A 21,472-nucleotide genomic window follows, 5' to 3' on the forward strand; every position below is an offset into this window, starting at 1 on the left:
AGCTAAGCCTGCACACGCTGATGGTACTGCAACCGGGAGGTTGTGGGAGAGTAAGTCACCGCCGACACCAAACAACACAAACACAACAAAATACAACAAAGAAGAGGACGGCATACCACCGCCCTCTTCTTTCGTCGTTTTGCTAGTCTCAAACGCATGGACCAAAGGCAGATTTCTACTGTGGTGGAACAAGTAGAGCAAGGAATTCAAGGCTTGCAAGACATCGATAAGCTTCTGGCCTATTTAGACAGCTTGCATCCGGATGATCTGGGCGGTGTAGAGTTCCTCGTTGATCGCATGTTTGAAGACGAGCGTAACCAAATATGGGATCTGACGGAATCTCTCAAGGAATTCCTCGCGGATTTAAAGGAATGCCAGAAGTAAGGCAGACGCTTGCCGAAGCAACCATTAACTTTGTAAAGCCCACCGGACTAAACTTGGCTGACCCCGACGATTCGGGCCAGTACGCCGACCAGGTGTGGAAGGCCGGCGAGCTGCTCCAGACCGCCATGTTTGAACCTCATCTTCTAGCCGGCTATGGAATTGAGCCAATAGAGGTTCACGATATCTTCCTAGTGGCACAACGCGCAGTTGACGAAGTTCTGCAACTGTTGCCGCATATTGAGGATGTCAACGACGCCGTGCGTTGGAGTGCCGAGCGCTTGGCAGAGGAACTACCTCATGCAGCTCAACTATCAAAGATTGACGCGCTGTACTTGGCCCAGTGGCTCTTGGGCATTCTTGAGTCGCCGTATGCGGAACTAATAGATATTGACCCCGTGCAGTACGAGGAATCTTTAGGCGTAGAGGGCGTGAAGGAACTTCGCGAGCAGGCGCATGGCGCGTATGCGAGGCGTCGGCTCGCGGTGCTTTCTGGCTCTGTCGAGGACGTATATCGTACTCATACGGACGGATACGAGCAGCTGATTCGCGGCCTTTCGGAGATAGGTCAGTTTGACCTCGCCTATAGGTACTCAGAGAAGGCCATGCTGGCGTTGCCCACGGAGGATACTTTCCAGATCGTTACTTTTTGGGCCGCGCTTTGCGACGCCCACTTTCCCCACCGCAGCCCCGCCGTGCACCGGATAGCCTTCGATAGTTTTCCAATGCTATCGACTGCGCGTGGGCTTTTTGCGGCCGTAGGGGACACCGCGTCAGTACTCATCCAGACTCGCCTGCGGGATAAACCATGGGACCTAGCGATGTTCCAGTACCTGTGCCTAAATGATCCGGAGGGTGCTTGGGCAACAGCCTCAGACGCTGGAATTGAATGGAGCTTGGCAGAACGGCTTCTTCCGGACTTGCCGGACGAGACCATTCCCATTCTGATGCGAATAATCGAGGAGCAGTTGGAAAACGAGTGTGGTTGCGACCAAGCGTGTGCGTTGCTCGGGAAGGTCCAAAAGGTTGCTGAACCAACTTCTTTTGAAGAATTCTTGGGTCGACTAAAACGGAAGTTTTCTGATTGCCCCGAAATTCGATCCCAGCTTGCCGACGTCGACGAACTCTAAACCATTCCTTTTACCCCCGCCGGTGTGTGGGGTGTGACTCTGGAGATCCCTGCAGGTTTAGGTCACCCTATTCGAACATAAACACCCCCATCAAGAGCATATGTCCGAAAGCCGGGATACTATAAGGCCACTGGTTAGAAACCACGTACGAACCCCTACTTTTTGTTGGAGTACACCCCGTGACTGCCACACTATCCCCACCTCAACCCGATACCGCCCTCGACTATCCCGACACCCTCCTCATTTCCGGCCATCCCGATACTGATCCTCTAGATGAAGGTGATGTGCCCGAAGCGTTCTACACCACCAACGCACCCGGCAACCACATCGGCCAAGCCGGCACCTACACCCGCAAAACCTCCTGGTTCCTCTACCGCGCAATCCTCCCCCAACTAGACGAAGATGTTGATTTAAGCCTGACCAGTCTCGCCAAAGACCTTGGTATCTCCTACTCGAAACTCCAAGGCTTCCTGCGCGCCCACTTCCGCATGCGCCAATTACCTCTAGTCACCGAAGTGCAAGGCCTCCACTGGATCCTCGATCTGACCAAATTGCGCATCATCGACCGCGAACTACACCGATTGGAAAATAACCTAGATGACCTCGAAGCCATCGACGCCGCACTCGCAGACTTCCTCACGCCCACCGCACCGAATCAAACAGTCCCCACTGATGCTGAACTACGCCGCTTCATCCGCGGCTTCATCGACACCCACTTGCGCCCCGGAGACAAAGAAGAAAAGCCGCAACCCACACTCCGGATAAACTACAACCCCGATAACACCACTACACTATCTTTGACCTGCGATAGTGCTACCGCCACAATCATCGCCCGCCATATCGATGTGTACACCAACAAGGCACACACCACCGCAGCGCAGGGCCTTATCGATCTCATCCTCGAAGACACCCATACCAGCGTCGCTATAAACACCTTCACCACCAACGAAGACACCAATATCGTCTTTCATCCCGGCGCAGGTTGGATAAATCTCAACCATGCCCCCACAGACAACACCTTCATCCGCCGGCTTAACGCCGACGAAGTAGACTCCTACATCCCTGACGCCGACATCCGCGCCTACACTCAAGGCAGAGACGCCACCTGCCGCTGGCCCGGCTGCACCGTACCCGCCACACAGTGCCAACTAGACCACCGCATTGAATACCACCAAGGCGGACCGACCAGCCCAGATAATTTAGTAAACCTCTGCCAACACCACCACAACATCAAAACCGACCGCCGCGTCCACTACATCCTCGACCCCATCACCGGCACCATCGCCTGGCTCCACCGAGACGGCACCTACCAACTAGACCACGCCACCGGGCCCCTAGCCACACACCAAACACACTGGAACCACACCTGGGCACAATACCTCGCACTACAACAACAGCGATCAAAAAGAGAGAAAGTGAAAGGATAAAGACGCCCGCCTCGCGGTTTAATTGTGATTGCGCGGGTTGCATATTTAGCGCGTAACTCGGTTTCTCGTTGAGGGCTACCGAGGCGTTGATCTTGCCTCGTGTGCTCACAGGACGAGGCAAGATGACGACCAATCCCTTGCCTAGCGTGGAAGTTTCAGTTGGGTCTGTGAACGGACCTGTATCCGACGTAGCTTATGCAGCTCTAGAGAACCAGCAGGTCGAACTTAGTAGCCTTGACGTCGGAAAGGCGCTTGCGGGCGCGCTCGAGGCGCTGCCACTGGTCTTGGGGGATGGATTTGCGAGCGATGGTGACGGTCTCGGCGTCGGGGGTGCCCCAAGCGATGGGCATCGGGGTGATTTGCTGCCAGTGGTTGTTGTCCGCGCGGCCAGAAACAGCCGCAACGGGAACCTTGGTGCCTACGGTCCGTTGGGTGCCGGGGATGGCGGTCACAGTGCGCAGGCACGCAGCCCAGCGGGGAGGCAAGGAGGGATCCACGTTGGTATTAACCAATGCGAGCAAGACCATATCGCGCTCATTTACTTCGGCGATGACGGCCGGAGCAAGGGGATAGGAGTCATAGAGTTGCTGGGCGGTGCCAACTTTACGAGCGGCGGCAAAGCCGACGATGGCCACCATGATTCCGAATAGAATCATGCCCAGGCCGATAGTGATGCCCCAGGAAAATCCCCACCAGATGGCCGCGCCGCCGATGATGAGCAGGATGCCCAGCACGAGGCCGGAGAGGCGAAGGCGGTTGGAATCACGCAAGAGCTCATTATTGGCCTTGGCAAAGGACTCGTCTACGTCGAACTTGAAGATTTTCATTGTTCTAAGTCTAGTGCGTCGATAAGCCGGTAGGCATATCCCTGCTCGGCGAGGAAACGCTGGCGGTGCACGGCGTAGTCAGCATCGAGGCTATCGCGGGTGACCAGCGAATAAAAGAGCGCCTCTTCTTCCTTGGGGCGGAGTAGCCGGCCAAGGCGCTGAGCCTCTTCCTGGCGGGAACCGAAGGTGCCGGAGACCTGGATGGCTAGGGCGGCTTCGGGGAGATCGATGGAGAAATTGGCGACCTTGGACACCACCAGAACGGGAAGGCTGCCATCCCGGAATTGCTGGAAGAGGCGTTCGCGCTTAGCGGTGGAGGTGGAGCCATCGATTACGGGGGCGTCGAGATGCGCGCCAAGTTCTTTGAGCTGGTCGACGTAGCCGCCGATGATAAGCGCCTGCTGCGGGTGGCGGGCCAGGATTTTGTCGACCGCGCGTAGCTTGGCGGCAGCCTGGGCAGCGATGCGGTAGCGGTCGCGAGGTTGGGCGGTGGCATAGAGCATGCGCTCCTCGGCGTCCATGTCTACGCGGACCTCGATGCACTCGGCGGTGGCGATATAGCCGGCCATCTCGAGCTCTTTCCATGGGGCGTCGTAGCGCTTAGGTCCGATGAGGGAAAAGACGTCGCCCTCGCGGCCGTCCTCGCGCACGAGGGTGGCGGTGAGCCCTAGTCGACGCCGCGATTGGAGGTCCGAAGTCATGCGAAATACCGGCGCGGGAAGCAGGTGGACCTCGTCATAGATGATGAGGCCCCAATCGCGGGAGTCGAAGAGCTCGAGGGCGCGGTATTCGCCTTTGGTTTTGCGCGTGACTACCTGGTAGGTGGCAATGGTGATCGGCTTGATTTCCTTCTTTTCGCCGGAGTATTCGCCGATTTCATTTTCCGTCAACGTGGTGCGGCGCAGGAGCTCGTCGCGCCATTGGCGGCCGGCGACGGTATTGGTGACCAAGATGAGCGTGGTGGATTCTGCTTTGGCCATGGCCGCCGCACCGACGATGGTTTTGCCAGCACCGCAGGGAAGTACTACGACGCCGGAGCCGCCGGACCAGAAGGCCTCGGTGGCGTACTGCTGATAATCGCGCAGCTGCCAGCCGTCATGATTGAGGGCGATGGGGTGGGACTCGCCATCGACATAACCTGCGAGATCTGCTGCCGGCCAGCCTGCCTTGAGGAGGGCTTGCTTGAGGCGGCCGCGCTCAGAGGGCGGGACGGCGATGGAATGCTCGTCGATGCGAGCGCCGAGGAGCTTTCCCGTTGCGCCGCGGGAGAGTTCTTCCAGGATAGGTGGCTCTTCGGACTCGAGAATGAGGCCGTGGGCTGGGTGGGCGTGCAGGCGGACGCGGCCGTAGCGGGACATGGTTTCGGCGACGTCGATAAGCAGGGCTTGGGGGACCGGAAAGCGCGAGTAGTTTTCGAGGACGTCGACGACCTGCTCGGCGTCGTGTCCGGCCGCGCGGGCATTCCACAGCGCGAGCGGAGTAATGCGGTAGGTGTGCACGTGCTCGGGAGCGCGCTCCAGCTCTGCAAAGGGAGCGAGCGCGGCGCGGGCCTCTGCGGCCTGGGCGTGATCCACCTCGAGCAGGACGGTCTTATCCGACTGCACAATTAATGGTCCATTCATGGCTCCAGCGTAACGGAGGTGATCCGGTGCAAGGGAAATCGGATAGTGGAGCCGTCGGATGCGCGGGCGTCGATTTGCCCACCCGCGACCGTCAGCGGGGTAACGGTGCGGTGCTTTTCGTTGCCGTTCTTATCCGCATAGCCAATGGTGATCGGCCGGGCAGTGCGTGCGGCTGCGTGGACTATATCGAGGCTGGGAGCGGAAGGCGCGGAGTCATCGCGCAGGTTGCGCATGGCCTTCGCAATGTCCGGGGAAGCGGTGGCTCGACGGGCGGTGGGGGTCGGTAGCGTTGCAGGTTCGGGTGCGACGGTGAGGCTCGCGCCGTTGTGGTCCTCGGCCGCGGGAGAAAGACCGTGATCGCGCAGCCGCTCCAGCAGGTCGTGTACCGGCAGTTGAGAAATAGCGACGGTGGGAGCGAGCAAACGCAAAGGCGCGGCCTTGAGCGCGATCTGGAGGAGAGCTGGGTCCTCGCTGCGCAGGTAGGACAGTGCCGGGCCGGAGCGCAGGGTGCCATGGCGCTTGGAGACGTCCCCGATATGGAACTCCAGCGTCTGCGGCACCTCTCCATGTGCCGCGAAAAAGGCGTGGATTTCCTCCCCGGTCATCCCGCGATCAAGGCCGCGGCGCAAAGAAGCGTCCGAGATGCGGTAGACACTGGCCAAGCCGGGGGATTCAAGGTCCGCGACGGATTCGAGCCGTTGGTGTGTTTCTGGATCGAGCGGGCCAGGAACCAATACGGTCATATCTGCCTGGATTAAGAAATAGTCAACCGTATCTGGGGTCAGGCGGGCGGCGGCCTCGGGGCCCTCGATAAGCACGCTGGTGGGGCGCTCGAGGGCGATTGCGCCGATCCACTCGGCTTCCGCGCGGAGATCGGCGATGGTCTCGTCCGCGGTATGCGTGGCAAAGAGTGGGAAGTGGAAGCGGAGGGCTTCTTCGAAGGTGGGTTTCGCCCCGCGCAGATAGACCTGCAGGACTTTTTCCCTAAAACTTGGCAGGCGGTCATTGGTGTGCGCCAGTGTGCGGCCTTCGCTGGTCCACGTGGAGGTTGTCCATGACTCGAGCAGGAGCTGCCATTTTTCGGCGAGGTTCGCATCGAGCCAGGTTTGGGCGAGTTCTGTCGGGGCGAGGAAATTGCCCTCCATGTTTTTCGGCTCGCCGCGGCTTAGCAGGCGGCCACTCATGCCGAGTTCGATGAGGCGCCGCAACTCCTCCTCGCCAATGTTAAGGGACTTGCTCAAATTGGTGAGCTGGCGAACGCCGACGGTCTTGTCTTTGAGGAGTTCTATCGGCCGTGCGCCTAGGGAGTCAATGACACGCTGCATTCCGCGCACCGTGGATAGGCCTGCTGCGGTGCCAGCATCATCGACCTTGGAATCAGGAGCGGGGGATTCGGTGATTCCCTCCACAGGGATAGGCGCGGTGGCTTTGCCGTTCAGCGCAAGGTGCACGGCGCGCGGCAGGCGGACGGTGGTTGAGCCAACGCGGTGGAGCAGCTGCTTGGCGATGAGCCGCGGGATTGGTCGGGCCGGATCCGCATCAACGGCTGCGTCCCGCGTGGTACCGAGGCCATTGGACCGGGACAGGGTCTCGAGGACCTTGCGCTCTTCAGCTGGCAGCTCGGCGATGTCTGCCGGCCTTACTCGGATTTGTTCGAGGAGGGACCAGCCCGTAGGTAGGGCAGGCATGACCTCAGGCGGAATAAGGACGTTGCCGTATGCTAGTCCGCGCCCCTTGAGCTGGCGGGTGGTCTCCGGATGCAGGTCTTCTACCTCCTCGAGCTCTCCACCACGGCGCGCGATGTCCTCGATTTCCGCGAGCAGCTCCGCGGAGCAGTCCATAAGGGCTCGTGCGATAGAGGTGCGCAGCAGGAGCCGAGTGGCAAGCGCGGCGATACTTGGGGGTAGTGGATTGAGCACATCCGGTCGGTTGCGGAGGACTGTTGCCAGCTCTTCTTCGTCAAGGGAGGCAAGCCACGTGCGGAAATGCGGAAGATGGGAAGACTGAGTCATGATGACTTCCCAGTTTAGCTATCGATTGAGTTACGTTTTTGCGCAAGGTTTGAAATAATAGGGACTATGTCGAATGAGAAGAAGGGTCACGTTTCCCCGGCTTGGCCGAAGAACGAAAATCGCGAGCACGCAATCACGGAAATCTCTGCGCCTTTTGCTGGTGCATCCAGCCCCTACGGCGATGATCTGGTTTTGCCGATGCCGGCAGAGAAGCTGAACTACGTTCACCCTTATACTCGCATCAACCGCTAAAGCATTCCCCCGCCTCGGTGCGGGGAATTTCTCTCTCACGCAGAAAAGGCCCCTTGCATGAGCAAGGGGCCTTTCAGCGCTGTGTCTTAGCGGGTGATGTTCTCAATCATCTGCGCAATCGGGTCGATGACGTTGCGGTTGGCAGAGTAGAAGTTGTTGAAGTCGTGGCGGTTAGCCTTGTACAGCTCGGTGAACTGTGGAGGCAGAGCCAGGCCGTAGGAGTTAGCGGCGTTCTTGATGGTGTTGTACAGGGCATCAACGGCCAGCTCGTCGGACTTCTGGGCAGCAGCCTGCTTAACCGGAGCCGGTGCTTGGGCCGGAGCCTTAGGTGCGGCGGACGGAGCGGTGCGCTGGGTAGGAGCGGAGTTCAGGCCTAGGGAAGCGGAGCAAGCCGGCCATGCGCCCCAGCCCTGGGAAGCAAGTACGCGCTCAGCAACAACGATCTGCTGCTCGCGGGAAGCCTGGTCAGCGGTAGCTGCGAACTCGCCGCCGCCATTAGCCTGCCAGGTCTGCGGGTTGAACTGCAGTCCGCCGTAGAAGCCGTTGCCGGTGTTGATGTGCCAGTTGCCGCCGGCCTCGCACTGTGCCAGGCGGTCCCAGTCGGAATCCGGGGCAGCAGATGCGGTTGGTGCCATGATGGCAGCAGCGGCGCCGAAGGCGACGGTGCCGGCGGTGAACTTAGCGGCCATGCGGTTCTTAGCGGAGTGGCGTCCCATGTAGTTAGTCCTCTCTGTGTGCCCGCATTAAGTGCAAAGAATATGTACCAAAAAGAAAGGGCGGGCGAGGGCAACTTTCTTAACGGCTCTTAAATGTCTGGGGGACAGCGTAGCGGTTTATAACGAAAGTGTCACGTTATGGGCACTAAATGGGAAAGGAATGGGGCGAATGTGGCGCGTGCGAGGGCATTTGTGCAGGTGAGTGGCAACATGTGATCTGTGGCACATGGCGGAGGTGTGTCGCGTTAGCGTGCGCGACTTCTGTTGTTTTGACCAGGCAGCTAAAATAAAGATTTTCCCCTAGAGAAGAGGTGGGTACCTATGCCTATTGGCAAAGTGAAGTGGTATGACGCCGAGAAAGGTTTCGGTTTCGTCAGCAACCCGGGCGATGAAGACGTCTATGTCGGCCGCAACGTGTTGCCTAAGGGAGTAGAGGAACTGTTCCCAGGCCAGCGCATCGATTTCGATTTCGCGGCTGGCCGCCGTGGTCCGCAGGCGCTGCGGGTCAAGGTATTGGATAAGCCGCGTCGCCGCACGCCGGCCCGCAAGCCCGAGGAACTCGGCAGCATGGTCTCTGATGTGATGACTTTGCTGGAGTCACAGATTCAGCCGGTGCTCAATTCCGGCCGCTACCCGGAGCGCAAGACCGGCCGCCAGGTAGCAGAAATCCTTCGCGCAATTGCGAAGGATTTGGATAGCTAATCAGAAGCCTTCGTGGATTCCTCCGCGGAGGCTTCTCGTTCTTTATCGGTCATCGTGGTGAGCGACCACACGGTGGCCAAGGGGGTTTCGTCACCGTTGTCATCGGTGCCGATCATCATGGAGGAGATCTCTACCACCTTGAGGCGGGGGCGTTTGCCGGTGGAGGCCTTGATGGGCTCTACCGATCCGGGGATTGATACTTCAGTAGTCTCGTTCGCGCCGTGCGCGGTTTCATCATTGGCGGCGGGGTCATCGTAGATGGAGAGAATCTTCCATTCATGATCAGAAATCTCTTCGGGGATTTCCAGCTTGAGGGTGTCGTCTTCCCCTACGGTGAGGTTCGGGACCTCGCCCTCTGGGCAATCGGCGCCGGGCTCGCACGCGATATAAGGGGCGAAGTCGATGGAATTATCGCCCACGGAGGCGGTCACTTTGATTTCGCGCGGATCGGGACCCGGCCGCTGGTTCCACCAGTTCTGGAAGATCACTACGGCGGCGACGATGACTGCCACGACCACGATGAGGGCCAAGATCTGCAGCAGCGACTTTTTCCTTGCTTCCTTACGGGTTGCCATGGGCCTTTACCTTACTCGAACGTGGAAGAGTTCTTTCCACCGCTTGCCGGTAAGCCAGAACTCATCGTCTTTGATGTGCGCGATGCCGTTGAGGACGTCATCGGGGTCGGTATAGCGGGATTTATCTATGGCGTCGGTGGAAATGACGGCGGTCAAGCGGCCGGTGGAAGGATCGATGCGGTAGATATTGTCATCCATCCACACATTGGCATAAACGGAATCGCCCACGCACTCCAGCTCATTGATGTCCTCGAGGGGTTTTCCTTCCAGGCTGACGTCGGTGGTCGAGCGCTCCGCAAAAGTTTCCGGATCCATATGCCGCAGGGTAGCGGAGCCATCGGACATGAGAAGATCTTCGCCGTTATTACACAGCCCCCACCCTTCACCGGTGTAGGCGGCGGTATCGACCTGGCGCAGGTCCTGGTCGTATTTCAGGGCCTGGCCGGACTTCCAGGTTAGCTGCCAGATGGAATCTCCGGCCTGGGTGATGCCCTCGCCAAAGTAGCGGTTATCCAGGTGCGTTTCGGCTAAGGTTTCGCCGGTTTCGGGGGAGAAGCGCTCCAGGCGGGATTCGCCCCATTGGCCGGTGCCAAGGAGCAGGTTGCCGTCCGGATCGGTTTCGAGGCCTTGAGTAAAGGAATTGGCCGGCAGGGAAGCGGTGCCTAAGACCTCCACGGAGAGGTGCTCAACTTCGGGTTCTGCATGGGTAGAGGAACAAGCAACGAGGGTGCAGGGCAGGAGAATGCAGGCGGCGCGGGAAAGAAACGACATGCACCATATGTACCACCGTGCGCGCCCCATAATGAATAATGAGGGGCGTGAGTAAGCGAAAAGCAAATCCGTTGATCGATTCCCGCGCCGTGCGCATTGCGCGCGAGGCGCTGGATGAGGTGGGGGAAGGGGGCGTCGGCAAGCATATCGGCGTCGCTGGGATGGGCCGAAACGTTGCTACCCACCGATTTGAAGCAGAGATGCCTGGCTACCCCGGCTGGGAATGGCAGGCGGTGCTCGCATGTGCGGAGGGATCGCGCTACGTCACCGTCAATGAAGTGGCGCTGGTGCCAGGCGGAGAGGCTCTGCAGCCGCCGGAATGGGTGCCCTATGAGGATCGCGTGCGGCCGGGCGACCTTGGGCCGGGTGATTTGATGCCACCGGCCGTAGATGATTCCCGCCTGGACGGCGACAAACTTTCCAAGTCCGGCTTGGACGACGCCAAGAAGCGCTGGCGCACCGAGCGTGGCCCGAATACGGATATGGCGGCCAAGGCGCGCCTGCAATGCCGCACCTGCGCGTTTTATGTAGAGCTGATGGAAAACTACGGCGTCTGCGCCAATGAGTATTCTGCGGACGGACGGGTAGTGCACTCGCGTTATGGTTGTGGCGCGCATTCGCAGACACGGGTGCGGGAAGAAAAGAACCCCGAAGTTGCCTTCGATGATGAAAAACCCATCTTCCAGGATTTTGAAATCGAGGACTAAGACAGCACACTTATGGCGTAAGACTCGCTGTACGTGAAAGGCGCAGGCGTTGAAAGCCACTCTCGATCGCTACTTCCATATCTCTGAACGTGGTTCCTCCATTGGAACCGAGCTACGCGCGGGAACGGTCTCGTTCTTCGCCATGGCCTATATCATTCTCTTGAACCCGCTGATCCTCGGCACCACCGAGGATGCAGACGGCTACGCGCTGGGCGTGCCGCAGGTTGCTGCCGCCACCGCGCTGGTCGCGGGCGTAATGTCTATCCTCTTCGGCGCGATTGCCAAATACCCCTTCGCCATGGCCGCCGGCCTGGGCATGAACACCTTCGTGGGCGTGAGCATGGTCGCCACCAGCGGGCTGACCTGGCAAGAATCGATGGGCCTGGTGGTTATCGAGGGCATCATCATCGTTCTGCTGGCCATTTCCGGTTTCCGCACCGCCGTCTTCGACGCCATCCCGCAGTCCATGAAGGCGGCGATGGGCGTAGGCATCGGCATGTTCATCGCCATGATCGGCCTTGTGGACGGTGGTTTTGTCACCCGCGTGCCGGACGCTGCGCATACCACCGTGCCGGTGGGCTTGGGCATTAATGGATCGATTTCCACTTGGCCGGCGCTGGTCTTTGTCATCGGCCTTATTATCTGTTCCTTCATGGTCATCCGGAACGTGCCGGGTGGGCTTTTTATCGCCATCGTGCTCACCACCATCATCGCTTTTATCGTGCAGGTATTTACCGGCTCCGAGGACTGGGGCATGGCCGCGCCCGTCAAACCAGAAGCGCTCGGTGGGATTCCGGACCTGTCCATTGTGGGCGATGTGAACCTGGTAGGCGCATTCACGAAAATCGGCGTGGTTTCCACCGTCTTGCTCATTTTCACCCTGTTGCTTACCAACTTCTTTGATGCGATGGGCACCATGACCGGCCTGGGCAAGCAAGGCAAGCTTGTCGACGCCGACGGCAACCTCCCCGATATGAAAAAGGCCCTCGTCGTAGAAGGCTTTGGCGCAGTGGCCGGTGGCCTAGGCTGTGCTTCTTCCAATACCGTCTTCGCGGATTCCTCCGCCGGCATTGCCGATGGCGCCCGCACCGGTCTGGCCAACCTGATGACCGGCCTGCTGTTCCTCGCCGCGATGTTTTTGACCCCGCTTTATGAAATCGTGCCTATCGAGGCCGCCTCCCCGGTGCTAGTCATCGTCGGCGTGATGATGGCCGCGCAGCTGACCGAGATCCGCTGGACCAAGATGGAAATCGCCATTCCGGCCTTCCTGACCATTGTGACCATGCCCTTTACCTATTCCATTGCCAACGGTATTGGCGTAGGCTTTATCTCCTTCGCGCTCATGTCCACCTTTGCCGGTAAGGCCAAGGAAGTGCACTGGATCATGTGGCTCTTGGCCGGCCTCTTCGTGATTTTCTTTGGCATGGATCCGATATCCAATGCCATCGGCTAGCCTAAAGGCATGCTGATTACTGACCCTGCGGACCCTCGCCTGGACGATATTCGGAACCTCAACAAATCCGATAAATCCGGCGAGGGTCTCGTCATTGCAGAGGGCCCGCTGGTGGTCTCCCGGCTGGCCGAATCCCGGTTCCCCATGCGTTGCTTGGTGGGCTTTCCTAAGAAGCTGGAAGCATACGTTTCCGAGTATGGCGAGCCTGAGTGCCCCATCTACGAGGTCTCCCGCGAGACCCTCGCAGAGGTAGCGGGCTTTGATATGCACCGCGGGCTTGTCGCCGCCGCGGACCGCGCCCCAGAGCCGGATCTGGGAGAGATTTTGAAGACCGCGAAAACCATCGCAGTGCTGGAGGGCGTGGGCGATCACGAGAATATTGGCGCAATCTTCCGCCACGCCGCCGGCATGGGGGTGGACGCGGTGCTGCTCGGCTCAGGGGCCGCAGATCCGCTCTATCGACGCTCGGTGCGCGTATCCATGGGGCACGTGCTGCGCTTGCCCTTTGCCCATTTGGAAGGCGGGTTCACCACGTGGCAGCGTTCCTTGCAGGCGCTTGCCGACGCCTCCTTTACCCTCATTTCCTTAACCCCCAACCCCCAAGCGGTGCATTTGGCCGAGGCCATGCATGGCTTGGATAAGGTGGCCATGCTCGTCGGTGCGGAAGGCCCTGGCCTTACCGAACACGCAATGAAGGCCACCGATGTGCGCGCACGCATACCGATGGCCCCGGGTACGGATTCCCTCAATGTGGCAACGGCCGCCGCCATTTCCTTTTATGAACGCCAGCGCTCCTTGAGCGACCTAAACGTCTGAGCGCCCCAATTGCCGATGAGGGAACCCAGATGCTTCGCAGTGGAGATGATCTCCTCGCCAGTGGATTCCGGCTCGGCGCTGTGGTCCTCGTAATCATCATAATCGTTCAGACCCAGCTTATTGGCCGACTGCGCAGCTAACTCGCCCACGGTCCGCTTCGGCTTCGGCGGGTCGATCTTCGGCTCTGGGCGGCCGTCAACCGCGTAACCCACGACGTCCAGATCCGGGCCATCGTGTCCTACCTCGATGCCGAGCCAGTACTCCTGGGCCGCCTCCATGATGCCCTGCGGCTCGAAGGGCAGGGAAATGCCACCGATCGGTTCGTACTTTTCTCCTGCCCAGTAGGGCGCCTCGAAAGGCTCTGGCAGGCCGGTGTCTTCATAAAGGTGCTCGCGCGTAGCGCACAGGCAGCGCTTGAGCTGGCCACCCTCCCACAGGGCGAAGCCGGCATAGCCTTCCTTTTCATTACTCGCCAGCGCAATGACGCGCTGGGCGGGGACCGCATTGAGTAGGGTTTCCGGCAGCTGAGAGAGGAGGACAGAGTCTCCTTCGCACACCGTCTGTACCACGGTGATGCCGGGGTAGCCGCCGATATAGTACTCATGTGGATCCGTCTGCGCGGAGCGGTTAAGCGGGAATTGCCCAATCGGGGTGACCGGGAATGTCGGGTCTAATTGGGCGAGGAATTTTCGCCCAAAGCCGCGATCCGCCTTGGGCTCGGTCTTTAGCACCTCTTCTGCGTTGGGCTTAGAGATGTACCAGAGAGTGAGTACTGCGTGAGAGATGTCCACGATTAGTCCCTAGGGCGCTTGGTATTGGAGCGAACGCCGAGTAGTACGTCCTCCCAATGCGGAGTGACGGCCTTGCGGCGGCGCTTGGCGGGCTTTTCTTCCGGGGAGGGGTTCTGTAGGAACTCCTCTTCCTCGGGCTCTTCCGGCGGGGTGGTTGGCGCAGTGAGGTCAGTGACGTTGCTGGGCTGATCGCCGTCGATAGCTTCGTCGTAGCGGCCACTGCCCAACGAGGTCAGCGAGCGCACCGGCTGTACGAAGTCCGGGTCCGTTAGGTCTGCGGCCACCGAGTTGCGGGCCTCCACCGTGGCGGGCGAGGACATGGACTGCTTGAAGTACCACTCGGCTTCGTTCTCGGACAGGCCGGCCTTCCACGTCACGCGCACGATCCAGGCCTCGCCCTGGTGGCGGTAGGCGTCCCAGGTGGACTCGGACAGTGAGTGTCCGCGAGCGGCAAAGGCGGTAGCAAGAACCTCCCACAGGGTGAGCTTGGCTGGGCCGTCCTCGCGTACCGGGTGAGCCTGCTTGGCAATCTCCGCGATGCGGTTGCGCTCCAGCATGACCGGGTAGGCGAAGGGTTCAATGCGGGACTCGGGCACGCCCATTTCTTCCGCCACTTCCGCCGCGGAGGCACCGGCGCGGATGCGGTTTTGGATCTCCGCCGGGCGAATCTTTGCCTCTTCAACCGGCTCCGGTTTGGCGGGCTTGGCAAGGCTGATGGCGGGAGCCGCCGGCTCTTCTTCCGGGGTTTCCTGCTGCTCACCCTGCAGGACCTCGCGCAGTTCATCGGTGATGGAGAGGAAAAACTCTTCGCCGTCTTCGGTGCGCAGCACCAAAGAGGTTTCAGTCGATTCGCTGTCAACTGGGAACAGCTCGCGCATAATAGGGCGCTCCTTTTGCCTATCGACGGCGGACAATTCTGTGATGCATTCAACTATAACGTGAAAAGCCCCACGGCCTGCGAGGCGGCGGGGCATGTTGAGTGAGTGATGCGTTACTTTGCATCCAAGACGTAGTCAATGCACTGGGTGAGCTTAGCGATATCCTCCGGATCAATGGCGGGGAACATGCCGATGCGCAGTTGGTTGCGGCCCAGCTTGCGGTACGGTTCCACGTCCACGATGCCGTTGGCGCGCAGGGTGGCGGCGAGCGCTGCGGCATCGACGGAGGCTGCAAAGTCGATAGTGCCCACCACGAGCGAACGAGAAGCAGGATGTGCGACGAATGGAGTGGCCTCTGGGCGGGATTCGGCCCAGCGGTACAGGTTAGTAGAGGACTGCGTGGTGCGCTCTACCATGCCGTCCAAGCCTCCGTTCTCATTCATCCACTGGATTTGGTTATCCAGCATGAGCAGGGTGGCAATCGCCGGGGTGTTATAGGTCTGGTTCTTGCGCGAGTTATCCACTGCGGTTTGAAGGTTGAGGAAATTAGGGATATAGCGCTCAGAGGCGTTGATCCTTTCAATCCGCTCCAGGGCGGCGGGGGACATGGCGGCTAGCCACAGGCCGCCGTCAGAGGCAAAGCATTTCTGCGGCGAGAAGTAGTAGACGTCCGTGTCGGCGATATTTACCGGCAGGCCGCCTGCCCCAGAGGTGGCGTCTACAACCACCAATTGTTGGTCGTTGCGCGGGTGTGGGCGGGTGACCTCTGCCATCGCACCGGTGGAGGTTTCATTATGCGCCCAAGCAACCACGTCCGCCTCCGCGGAGAGATCGCCTACGTCGGGCACGGTGCCCGCGGGAGCCTCCACGATGGACGGGGCATCAAGCCAAGGGGCACCCGCGGCAGACTTTGCAAACTTAGTGGAAAACTCGCCAAAGGTAAGGTGCGCGGAGTGGCGTTCAATGAGTCCGAAAGTGGCGGCATCCCAGAAAGCGGTGGCGCCGCCCACAGAGAGGACAATTTCGTAGCCTTCTGGCAACGAGAAGAGAGCGCTTAATCCTTCCCGTACCGAACCTACGAGGTTTTTGACCGCTGGCTTGCGGTGGGAGGTGCCCATGACTGCAGGTTCTATGGCTGCAAGCTGGTCGGGGCGAACCTTGGAGGGGCCACAGCCAAAGCGGCCGTCGGCAGGCAGGAGATGGGCGGGCAGCGTAAGTTCTGGAGTGCTCATGAGTGTCAGTGTAGGACAGTTCCGGTCGAACGGCAGTTATTTTAGTCGACCGAAACTTGTAGGCGGCGTCACAAAGTTTGCTAAACTGTGAAGAGCTATCCAACTAGCTTCTTTAAGTTAGTGCCTAATAATGACTCTCACAAAGAGAAAGGAACTTCCGTGGCTTCTGAAGACAACAAAGTAGTGCTCCAGTACCCAGGCGGCGAGTACGAGATGGACATCAAGCAGTCCACCGAGGGTGACTCCGGCTTTGACATCTCCAAGCTCCGTAACGAAACCGGACTTGTTACCTTCGACCCTGGTTACACCTCCACCGGTTCCACCGAGTCCAAGATCACCTTCATTAATGGTGAAGAGGGCATCCTGCGCCACCGTGGCTACGACATTGCAGACCTTGCAGAAAATGCTTCCTTCAACGAAGTTTCTTACCTCCTGATCAAGGGTCACCTGCCCAACGAGGAAGAGCTCAGCCACTTTAATAAGGAAATTCGCCACCACACCCTGCTGGATGAGGATTTCAAGGCCGCGTTCAACATCTTCCCGCGCAACGCACACCCGATGGCGGTGCTAGCTTCCTCCCTTAACATTCTCTCCGCTTACTACCAGGACCAGCTCAACCCGCTGGACCCAGAGCAGCTGGATAAGGCAACCGTTCGCCTGCTGGCTAAGGTGCCAATGCTGGCCGCCTATGCCTACCGAGCTTCCCAGGGTAAGCCTTATATGTACCCGGATAATAGCCTGAACGCCCGCGAGAACTTCTTGCGCATGATGTTTGGCTACCCAACCGAGGAATACGAGGTTGACCCGGTCGTAGCTAAGGCCCTGGATAAGCTGCTCATTCTGCACGCTGACCACGAGCAGAACTGCTCTACTTCCACCGTGCGCATGATTGGTTCCGCGCAGGCGAACATGTTCGTCTCTATTGCTGGCGGCATTAACGCTCTGTCCGGCCCACTGCACGGTGGTGCAAACCAAGCCGTTCTGGAGATGTTGGAAGATATCCAGAACAACCACGATGGTGACGCTACCGACTTCATGAACCGCGTGAAGAATAAGGAAAAGGGCGTTCGCCTCATGGGCTTCGGCCACCGCGTGTACAAGAACTACGACCCACGCGCTGCCATCGTCAAGGAGACCGCACACGAGATCATCGATCACTTGGGTGGCGACCCGATGCTGGATCTGGCCATGAAGCTGGAAGAGATTGCGCTGAACGATGACTACTTTGTCTCCCGCAAGCTCTACCCGAACGTGGACTTCTACACCGGCCTGATCTACCGCGCCATGGGCTTCCCGACGGACTTCTTCACCGTCCTCTTTGCTATCGGCCGCCTGCCGGGCTGGATTGCTCAGTACCGCGAGCAGCTGGAGATCAACACCAAGATCAACCGTCCGCGCCAGATCTACACCGGCGAGTCCCTGCGTAAGGTTACCCCACGTAACGAGCGCTAAAGCGCCCCGCGGGTTCGCCGAATTAAGCCGAATCGGGTGGTAGCACCTATAATAGGTGCAGCTCGGTTCGGTTTTTAATGCGACCGCACGAACAAACTAGATTTCCCAAGGAGAATAATCCCCATGGATAAGCCTGTTATTGAAGCCCAGTCTGGCCCAGCGCCGACGGACCTTGTCGTAGAAGACATCGTCGTCGGCGACGGTGCTGAGGCACAGCCTGGTGCCGTAGTGGAGGTCCACTACGTCGGCGCTGAATACGAGACCAACCAAGAATTCGATTCCTCGTGGGACCGTGGCCAGTCCATCGAGTTCCCACTGACCGGTCTCATTGCCGGCTGGCAGGAGGGCATTCCGGGAATGAAGGTGGGCGGCCGTCGCAAGCTCATCATTCCGCCGGAAAAGGCCTATGGTCCTGCCGGCGGTGCGCACCCGCTATCCGGCCGCACCTTGGTCTTCATCATTGACCTCATCCGCGCCGACTAAAAGCGCTCAACCCCAGGTTCGCCCTGGGGATTCGTCGTTTTCGGCGCGGCTTTAAAAACTGCGGCACAATGGAGGGCATGACTGTGCCAACCGTAACTTTTAATGATGACCGCGAAATGCCCCAGCTGGGCCTAGGTACGTACAAGCTCTATGACGAGGAATGCATCCGCGTTATCCGTGAGGCCATCGATTTGGGCTACCGCCACTTCGATACCGCTACGCTGTACAAGAATGAAGAGGCGGTAGGCACCGCCCTCAAGCAGGCAATGGATGCCGGCGATGTCACCCGTGATGAGCTCTTTGTTACTTCCAAGGTCTGGCATTCCCACCACGGTGCGCACAAGGTAGAAGAGGCATTCCAGCAGTCGCTGAAGGATCTGCAGCTGGACTATCTTGACCTGTATCTCATCCACTGGCCGTGGCCGCAGGGTGGCCTATACAACGAGACCTTTGAGGCTATCGCCCGCCTGCAGGGTATGGGTCAGATTGCGTCCATCGGCGTGGCCAACTTCTACGAGGACGTGCTCAAGGACTTGATTTCCACCACCGGTATTTCTCCGGTGCTTAACCAGGTGGAGATTCACCCGGGCTTTACGCAGTCCGGTTTGCGCGCTTTCCATCACGATAATGACATCGTCACCGAGGCATGGGCCCCGTTGGCACGCGGGGTAGTGCTCAATAACCCAGTGATTGAGCAAGCTGCCGCTGACCATGAGGCCACCGAGGGACAGGTTGTGCTGGCTTATCTCATGTCTAAGGGGATGTCCGTGATCCCGAAGTCCGCGCGCACCGAGCGGCTAAAGGAAAACCTCGCTTCCACCGAGTTGGAGCTTACGGCGGAGGAAGTATCCGCCATCGATGCCCTGGAAGGCCAGGAGGGCTTTGGTCGCATGTTTAATGACCCGCGCGAGTTCCCTGGCGACGAGGAATAGTCTCACCCGCAGTTTAAGCCCCCTCACCGGGGGCTTTTCTTTTGTCAAGCGGCTGTTAACAATCTTCGCAAAAGGGGGGTTGTTTCCACCGATGGGGGTAGTTGGCTAAAGACGTTGATCCAGCTCGGCGGAACCTATCAGCTTGAAAGGGTGGAGAGGTGAGGTGTTTTCTTGGCAGAGTTCACAACCTTGCAGAAAATGTTCGGTAACTTACATGGAAACATGGATAGTGATTAATAACACACTATCTCGTGTGACCTAAGTTCCTCTCACCCAAGGAGACGAAGCTCTATGAGTGACGTAGCTGCAACTCCTGTCTCGCGCCGCGAACCCACCGGTAGCGAGTTCATCGCGATGCGCGACTCCGCCGAATTCGGCGAGCTGCGCCGTACCTACCGGAGTTTTACTTTTCCCATGACCGTGGCCTTCTTTGTGTGGTACGTGGTCTACGTTCTAGCTGCCGTGTTTGCCCCTGGCTTTATGGCAATCGAGCTTGGTGGCGGCTGGAATATCGGACTGGTTTTCGGCCTAGCCCAGTTCCTCACCACCTTCATTATCACGTGGATCTACGTGAAGTATGCCAATAAGAATATCGAGCCTAAGTCGGCCGCCATCCGTGAAGAGCTGGAGGGCATGTAATGATTACCACCACCCTCGCCGCCGAATCTTCCGCTGGCAATCCCATCTTGAATATCTCCATTTTCGGCATCTTCCTTTTCATCACCATGGCGGTGGTGCTGCGCGCCGGAAAGACCACGAAGAAAGCCTCGGACTTTTATACCGGCGGCGGCACCTTCTCCGGCCGACAAAACGGCCTAGCCATCTCTGGTGACTACCTTTCCGCGGCATCGTTCCTGGGCATCGTTGGTGCTGTGGCGCTCAATGGCTACGACGGCTTTTTGTACTCAGTCGGCTTCTTTGTTGCCTGGCTGGTAGCACTCATGCTCGTCGCTGAGCCCATGCGTAACGTGGGCCGCTTCACCATGGCGGATGTCTTGTCTTTCCGTTTGAAGCAGAAGCCCGTGCGCGTAGCGGCGTCCATCGCCACCCTCTTTGTCACGCTCTTCTATCTCATCGCACAGATGGCAGGCGCTGGTTCTCTAGTGGCCGTGCTGCTGGATATCCACGATTTTAAGTGGCAGGCGGTCGTCGTGGGCATCGTTGGTGTGCTCATGATTGTCTATGTATTGGTCGGTGGCATGAAAGGCACCACCTACGTTCAGATGATCAAGGCTGTGCTCCTAGTAGCCGGCGTAGTCATCATGTGCTTCTTGGTATTCATTGCACTGCGCGGTGGATTTAGCGCGCTGTTTAACAACGCCATTGATATGCACGCCGCCTCTGAACAGATTAAGGAGAAGGGCTATGAAGCTAAAGACATCATGGCCCCTGGCCTGAAATACGGCGCCACCACCGCCACCAAGCTGGATTTCATCTCCTTGGGCATTTCGCTGGTGCTTGGTGTGGGCGGCCTGCCGCACGTGTTGATGCGCTTCTACACCGTGCCTACCGCTACTGAAGCCCGCCGTTCTGTTACCTGGGCGATTGTCATCATCGGCGCCTTCTATCTGATGACCTTGGTCCTGGGATACGGCGCCGCCGCCTTGGTCGGTCCGGACCGCATCCTCGCCGCGCCGGGCGGGGCTAATGCCGCGGCACCACTGCTTGCGCTGGAGATTGGCGGCTCTATCTTCATGGCGGTTATTTCCGCAGTGGCCTTCGCCACCGTGCTTGCCGTGGTTGCTGGCCTGGCCATTACCGCCTCGGCATCCATCGCGCACGATATTTACCATGCGGTCATCCGCAATGGTAAGTCCACAGAAGCCGAGCAAGTTCGCGTTTCCCAGGCCACCGTGGTGGTCCTTGGCATCGTGGCTATCATCTTGGGCATTCTGGCCATGACCCAGAACGTGGCGTTTTTGGTCTCCTTGGCTTTCGCGGTTGCGGCTTCTGCCAACCTGCCGACTATCTTGTACTCCCTGTACTGGCGTCGCTTCAATACCGCAGGCGCGGTGGCCTCCATGTATACCGGCGTGGTGTCCTGCTTGGTGCTCATCTTCTTCTCCCCAGCAGTCTCCGGTTCTGAGACCTCCATGTTCTCGGGCGCGGACTGGGCTATCTTCTCGCTCTCCTCGCCGGGGCTGGTATCCATTCCGCTGTCCTTCTTTGTCGGCTGGTTGGTCTCCATCATGACCAAGCCAGACGACTTGGAGGAGCTTTCTGCAGAAATGGAAGTCCGCTCGCTTACCGGCGTAGGGGTGGAGGCACCCGTCCAGCATTAATTGCCTAGATAGTGCACTCAACCGGTAACAT

General features: G+C 58.9%; 22 protein-coding genes. 13 read left to right on the forward strand and 9 right to left on the reverse strand.

The window, feature by feature from the left end:
- Window positions 1-156 precede the first annotated feature (156 nt).
- The 3 genes from WMQ00_RS11645 to WMQ00_RS11655 all read left to right on the forward strand — a co-directional run bounded on the left by WMQ00_RS11645 (window position 157) and on the right by WMQ00_RS11655 (window position 2,938).
- Window positions 157-384 (forward strand): hypothetical protein, encoded by a 228-nt coding sequence (locus WMQ00_RS11645; RefSeq protein WP_023022027.1) that lies wholly within the window; start codon window positions 157-159, stop codon window positions 382-384.
- On the forward strand, window positions 372-1,511 hold the full coding sequence (locus WMQ00_RS11650) for a hypothetical protein (RefSeq protein WP_340441064.1): 1,140 nt from the start codon (window positions 372-374) through the stop codon (window positions 1,509-1,511). The genes WMQ00_RS11645 and WMQ00_RS11650 overlap by 13 nt, the downstream gene beginning before the upstream one ends.
- Window positions 1,512-1,690: 179 nt before the next feature.
- Window positions 1,691-2,938 (forward strand): HNH endonuclease signature motif containing protein, encoded by a 1,248-nt coding sequence (locus WMQ00_RS11655; RefSeq protein ID WP_200287993.1) that lies wholly within the window; start codon window positions 1,691-1,693, stop codon window positions 2,936-2,938.
- A 203-nt stretch (window positions 2,939-3,141) separates the two neighbouring features.
- Here the strand turns inward: WMQ00_RS11655 and WMQ00_RS11660 are convergent, their stop codons facing one another.
- Genes WMQ00_RS11660 through WMQ00_RS11670 form a run of 3 tightly spaced genes read right to left on the reverse strand, consistent with a single transcriptional unit; the run spans window position 3,142 to window position 7,399 of the window.
- Window positions 3,142-3,765, reverse strand: coding sequence for a DUF3239 domain-containing protein (locus tag WMQ00_RS11660; RefSeq protein WP_023022023.1), 624 nt, complete (start codon window positions 3,763-3,765; stop codon window positions 3,142-3,144).
- On the reverse strand, window positions 3,762-5,387 hold the full coding sequence (locus WMQ00_RS11665) for a DNA repair helicase XPB (protein ID WP_301716747.1): 1,626 nt from the start codon (window positions 5,385-5,387) through the stop codon (window positions 3,762-3,764). Before WMQ00_RS11665 ends, WMQ00_RS11660 begins: the two co-directional genes overlap by 4 nt.
- The gene (locus WMQ00_RS11670) at window positions 5,384-7,399 is read right to left on the reverse strand and encodes a helicase-associated domain-containing protein (protein ID WP_259825597.1); all 2,016 of its coding nucleotides are present in this window, start codon (window positions 7,397-7,399) and stop codon (window positions 5,384-5,386) included. Before WMQ00_RS11670 ends, WMQ00_RS11665 begins: the two co-directional genes overlap by 4 nt.
- A 66-nt stretch (window positions 7,400-7,465) precedes the next feature.
- Here WMQ00_RS11670 and WMQ00_RS11675 point away from each other — a divergent pair, with 66 nt between their 5' ends.
- Window positions 7,466-7,651: a hypothetical protein gene (locus WMQ00_RS11675; protein WP_248100407.1), complete on the forward strand. Its 186-nt coding sequence runs from the start codon at window positions 7,466-7,468 to the stop codon at window positions 7,649-7,651.
- A gap of 86 nt (window positions 7,652-7,737) precedes the next feature.
- On the opposite strand, the gene WMQ00_RS11680 is transcribed toward WMQ00_RS11675, so the two are convergent.
- Window positions 7,738-8,367, reverse strand: coding sequence for a resuscitation-promoting factor Rpf1 domain-containing protein (locus tag WMQ00_RS11680; protein ID WP_049360602.1), 630 nt, complete (start codon window positions 8,365-8,367; stop codon window positions 7,738-7,740).
- 321 nt (window positions 8,368-8,688) lie between these two features.
- Here WMQ00_RS11680 and WMQ00_RS11685 point away from each other — a divergent pair, with 321 nt between their 5' ends.
- On the forward strand, window positions 8,689-9,069 hold the full coding sequence (locus tag WMQ00_RS11685; RefSeq protein WP_005323875.1) for a cold-shock protein: 381 nt from the start codon (window positions 8,689-8,691) through the stop codon (window positions 9,067-9,069).
- Here the strand turns inward: WMQ00_RS11685 and WMQ00_RS11690 are convergent.
- Together WMQ00_RS11690 and WMQ00_RS11695 are read right to left on the reverse strand one after the other, a co-directional pair.
- Window positions 9,066-9,644: a DUF2771 domain-containing protein gene (locus WMQ00_RS11690; RefSeq protein WP_023022018.1), complete on the reverse strand. Its 579-nt coding sequence runs from the start codon at window positions 9,642-9,644 to the stop codon at window positions 9,066-9,068. The two genes, WMQ00_RS11685 and WMQ00_RS11690, sit on opposite strands and share 4 nt — an antisense overlap.
- A gap of 6 nt (window positions 9,645-9,650) precedes the next feature.
- On the reverse strand, window positions 9,651-10,415 hold the full coding sequence (locus tag WMQ00_RS11695; RefSeq protein ID WP_340441065.1) for a glutaminyl-peptide cyclotransferase: 765 nt from the start codon (window positions 10,413-10,415) through the stop codon (window positions 9,651-9,653).
- Window positions 10,416-10,453: 38 nt separating this feature from the next.
- On the opposite strand from WMQ00_RS11695, the gene WMQ00_RS11700 reads away from it, so the two are divergent.
- Genes WMQ00_RS11700 through WMQ00_RS11710 form a run of 3 tightly spaced genes read left to right on the forward strand, consistent with a single transcriptional unit; the run spans window position 10,454 to window position 13,391 of the window.
- Window positions 10,454-11,122, forward strand: coding sequence for a DUF3027 domain-containing protein (locus WMQ00_RS11700; RefSeq protein WP_248100411.1), 669 nt, complete (start codon window positions 10,454-10,456; stop codon window positions 11,120-11,122).
- A gap of 49 nt (window positions 11,123-11,171) precedes the next feature.
- Window positions 11,172-12,575 carry an NCS2 family permease gene (locus tag WMQ00_RS11705; protein WP_200287981.1) on the forward strand — a complete coding sequence of 468 codons (1,404 nt, stop codon included), beginning with the start codon at window positions 11,172-11,174 and terminating at the stop codon, window positions 12,573-12,575.
- 9 nt (window positions 12,576-12,584) lie between these two features.
- Entirely contained in the window at window positions 12,585-13,391 is an 807-nt protein-coding gene (locus WMQ00_RS11710; protein WP_200287979.1) for a TrmH family RNA methyltransferase, read from the forward strand.
- Here WMQ00_RS11710 and WMQ00_RS11715 read toward each other — a convergent pair.
- The 3 genes from WMQ00_RS11715 to serC form a co-directional block, all read right to left on the reverse strand.
- Complete coding sequence (locus tag WMQ00_RS11715; RefSeq protein WP_023022013.1) at window positions 13,352-14,182, reverse strand: DUF6928 family protein; 831 nt, start codon at window positions 14,180-14,182, stop codon at window positions 13,352-13,354. The two genes, WMQ00_RS11710 and WMQ00_RS11715, sit on opposite strands and share 40 nt — an antisense overlap.
- A gap of 2 nt (window positions 14,183-14,184) precedes the next feature.
- Window positions 14,185-15,060, reverse strand: coding sequence for a septation protein SepH (gene sepH, locus WMQ00_RS11720; protein ID WP_023022012.1), 876 nt, complete (start codon window positions 15,058-15,060; stop codon window positions 14,185-14,187).
- A gap of 113 nt (window positions 15,061-15,173) precedes the next feature.
- The gene (serC, locus tag WMQ00_RS11725) at window positions 15,174-16,292 is read right to left on the reverse strand and encodes a phosphoserine transaminase (protein WP_200287977.1); all 1,119 of its coding nucleotides are present in this window, start codon (window positions 16,290-16,292) and stop codon (window positions 15,174-15,176) included.
- 159 nt (window positions 16,293-16,451) lie between these two features.
- Between serC and WMQ00_RS11730 the strand changes: the two genes are divergently transcribed.
- From WMQ00_RS11730 to WMQ00_RS11750, 5 genes are all read left to right on the forward strand, one after another.
- Complete coding sequence (locus WMQ00_RS11730) at window positions 16,452-17,744, forward strand: citrate synthase (protein WP_023022010.1); 1,293 nt, start codon at window positions 16,452-16,454, stop codon at window positions 17,742-17,744.
- A 123-nt stretch (window positions 17,745-17,867) separates the two neighbouring features.
- The gene (locus tag WMQ00_RS11735) at window positions 17,868-18,227 is read left to right on the forward strand and encodes an FKBP-type peptidyl-prolyl cis-trans isomerase (protein ID WP_005323855.1); all 360 of its coding nucleotides are present in this window, start codon (window positions 17,868-17,870) and stop codon (window positions 18,225-18,227) included.
- A gap of 68 nt (window positions 18,228-18,295) precedes the next feature.
- Complete coding sequence (locus WMQ00_RS11740) at window positions 18,296-19,159, forward strand: aldo/keto reductase (RefSeq protein WP_200287976.1); 864 nt, start codon at window positions 18,296-18,298, stop codon at window positions 19,157-19,159.
- Window positions 19,160-19,450: 291 nt separating this feature from the next.
- Window positions 19,451-19,798, forward strand: a complete 348-nt coding sequence (locus WMQ00_RS11745) for a DUF485 domain-containing protein (protein WP_023022008.1) — start codon at window positions 19,451-19,453, stop codon at window positions 19,796-19,798.
- Window positions 19,798-21,441: a solute symporter family protein gene (locus WMQ00_RS11750; RefSeq protein ID WP_023022007.1), complete on the forward strand. Its 1,644-nt coding sequence runs from the start codon at window positions 19,798-19,800 to the stop codon at window positions 21,439-21,441. Before WMQ00_RS11745 ends, WMQ00_RS11750 begins: the two co-directional genes overlap by 1 nt.
- Window positions 21,442-21,472 lie beyond the last annotated feature (31 nt).

Origin of the sequence: Corynebacterium sp. KPL2825 (assembly GCF_037908445.1) — a bacterium.
Classification (GTDB): Bacteria; Actinomycetota; Actinomycetes; order Mycobacteriales; family Mycobacteriaceae; genus Corynebacterium; species Corynebacterium kefirresidentii.

Bases quoted from the DNA above. Each gene is read 5' to 3' on its own strand.
- WMQ00_RS11700 (WP_248100411.1), top strand. From the start codon at position 10,454: ATGAGGGGCGTGAGTAAGCGAAAAGCAAATCCGTTGATCGATTCCCGC.
- WMQ00_RS11645 (WP_023022027.1), top strand. From the start codon at position 157: ATGGACCAAAGGCAGATTTCTACTGTGGTGGAACAAGTAGAGCAAGGA.
- WMQ00_RS11690 (WP_023022018.1), bottom strand. From the start codon at position 9,644: ATGGCAACCCGTAAGGAAGCAAGGAAAAAGTCGCTGCTGCAGATCTTG.
- WMQ00_RS11650 (WP_340441064.1), top strand. From the start codon at position 372: ATGCCAGAAGTAAGGCAGACGCTTGCCGAAGCAACCATTAACTTTGTA.
- WMQ00_RS11710 (WP_200287979.1), top strand. From the start codon at position 12,585: ATGCTGATTACTGACCCTGCGGACCCTCGCCTGGACGATATTCGGAAC.
- WMQ00_RS11750 (WP_023022007.1), top strand. From the start codon at position 19,798: ATGATTACCACCACCCTCGCCGCCGAATCTTCCGCTGGCAATCCCATC.
- WMQ00_RS11740 (WP_200287976.1), top strand. From the start codon at position 18,296: ATGGAGGGCATGACTGTGCCAACCGTAACTTTTAATGATGACCGCGAA.
- serC (WP_200287977.1), bottom strand. From the start codon at position 16,292: ATGAGCACTCCAGAACTTACGCTGCCCGCCCATCTCCTGCCTGCCGAC.
- sepH (WP_023022012.1), bottom strand. From the start codon at position 15,060: ATGCGCGAGCTGTTCCCAGTTGACAGCGAATCGACTGAAACCTCTTTG.
- WMQ00_RS11745 (WP_023022008.1), top strand. From the start codon at position 19,451: ATGAGTGACGTAGCTGCAACTCCTGTCTCGCGCCGCGAACCCACCGGT.
- WMQ00_RS11665 (WP_301716747.1), bottom strand. From the start codon at position 5,387: ATGAATGGACCATTAATTGTGCAGTCGGATAAGACCGTCCTGCTCGAG.
- WMQ00_RS11670 (WP_259825597.1), bottom strand. From the start codon at position 7,399: ATGACTCAGTCTTCCCATCTTCCGCATTTCCGCACGTGGCTTGCCTCC.
- WMQ00_RS11695 (WP_340441065.1), bottom strand. From the start codon at position 10,415: ATGTCGTTTCTTTCCCGCGCCGCCTGCATTCTCCTGCCCTGCACCCTC.
- WMQ00_RS11680 (WP_049360602.1), bottom strand. From the start codon at position 8,367: ATGGGACGCCACTCCGCTAAGAACCGCATGGCCGCTAAGTTCACCGCC.
- WMQ00_RS11675 (WP_248100407.1), top strand. From the start codon at position 7,466: ATGTCGAATGAGAAGAAGGGTCACGTTTCCCCGGCTTGGCCGAAGAAC.
- WMQ00_RS11735 (WP_005323855.1), top strand. From the start codon at position 17,868: ATGGATAAGCCTGTTATTGAAGCCCAGTCTGGCCCAGCGCCGACGGAC.
- WMQ00_RS11660 (WP_023022023.1), bottom strand. From the start codon at position 3,765: ATGAAAATCTTCAAGTTCGACGTAGACGAGTCCTTTGCCAAGGCCAAT.
- WMQ00_RS11685 (WP_005323875.1), top strand. From the start codon at position 8,689: ATGCCTATTGGCAAAGTGAAGTGGTATGACGCCGAGAAAGGTTTCGGT.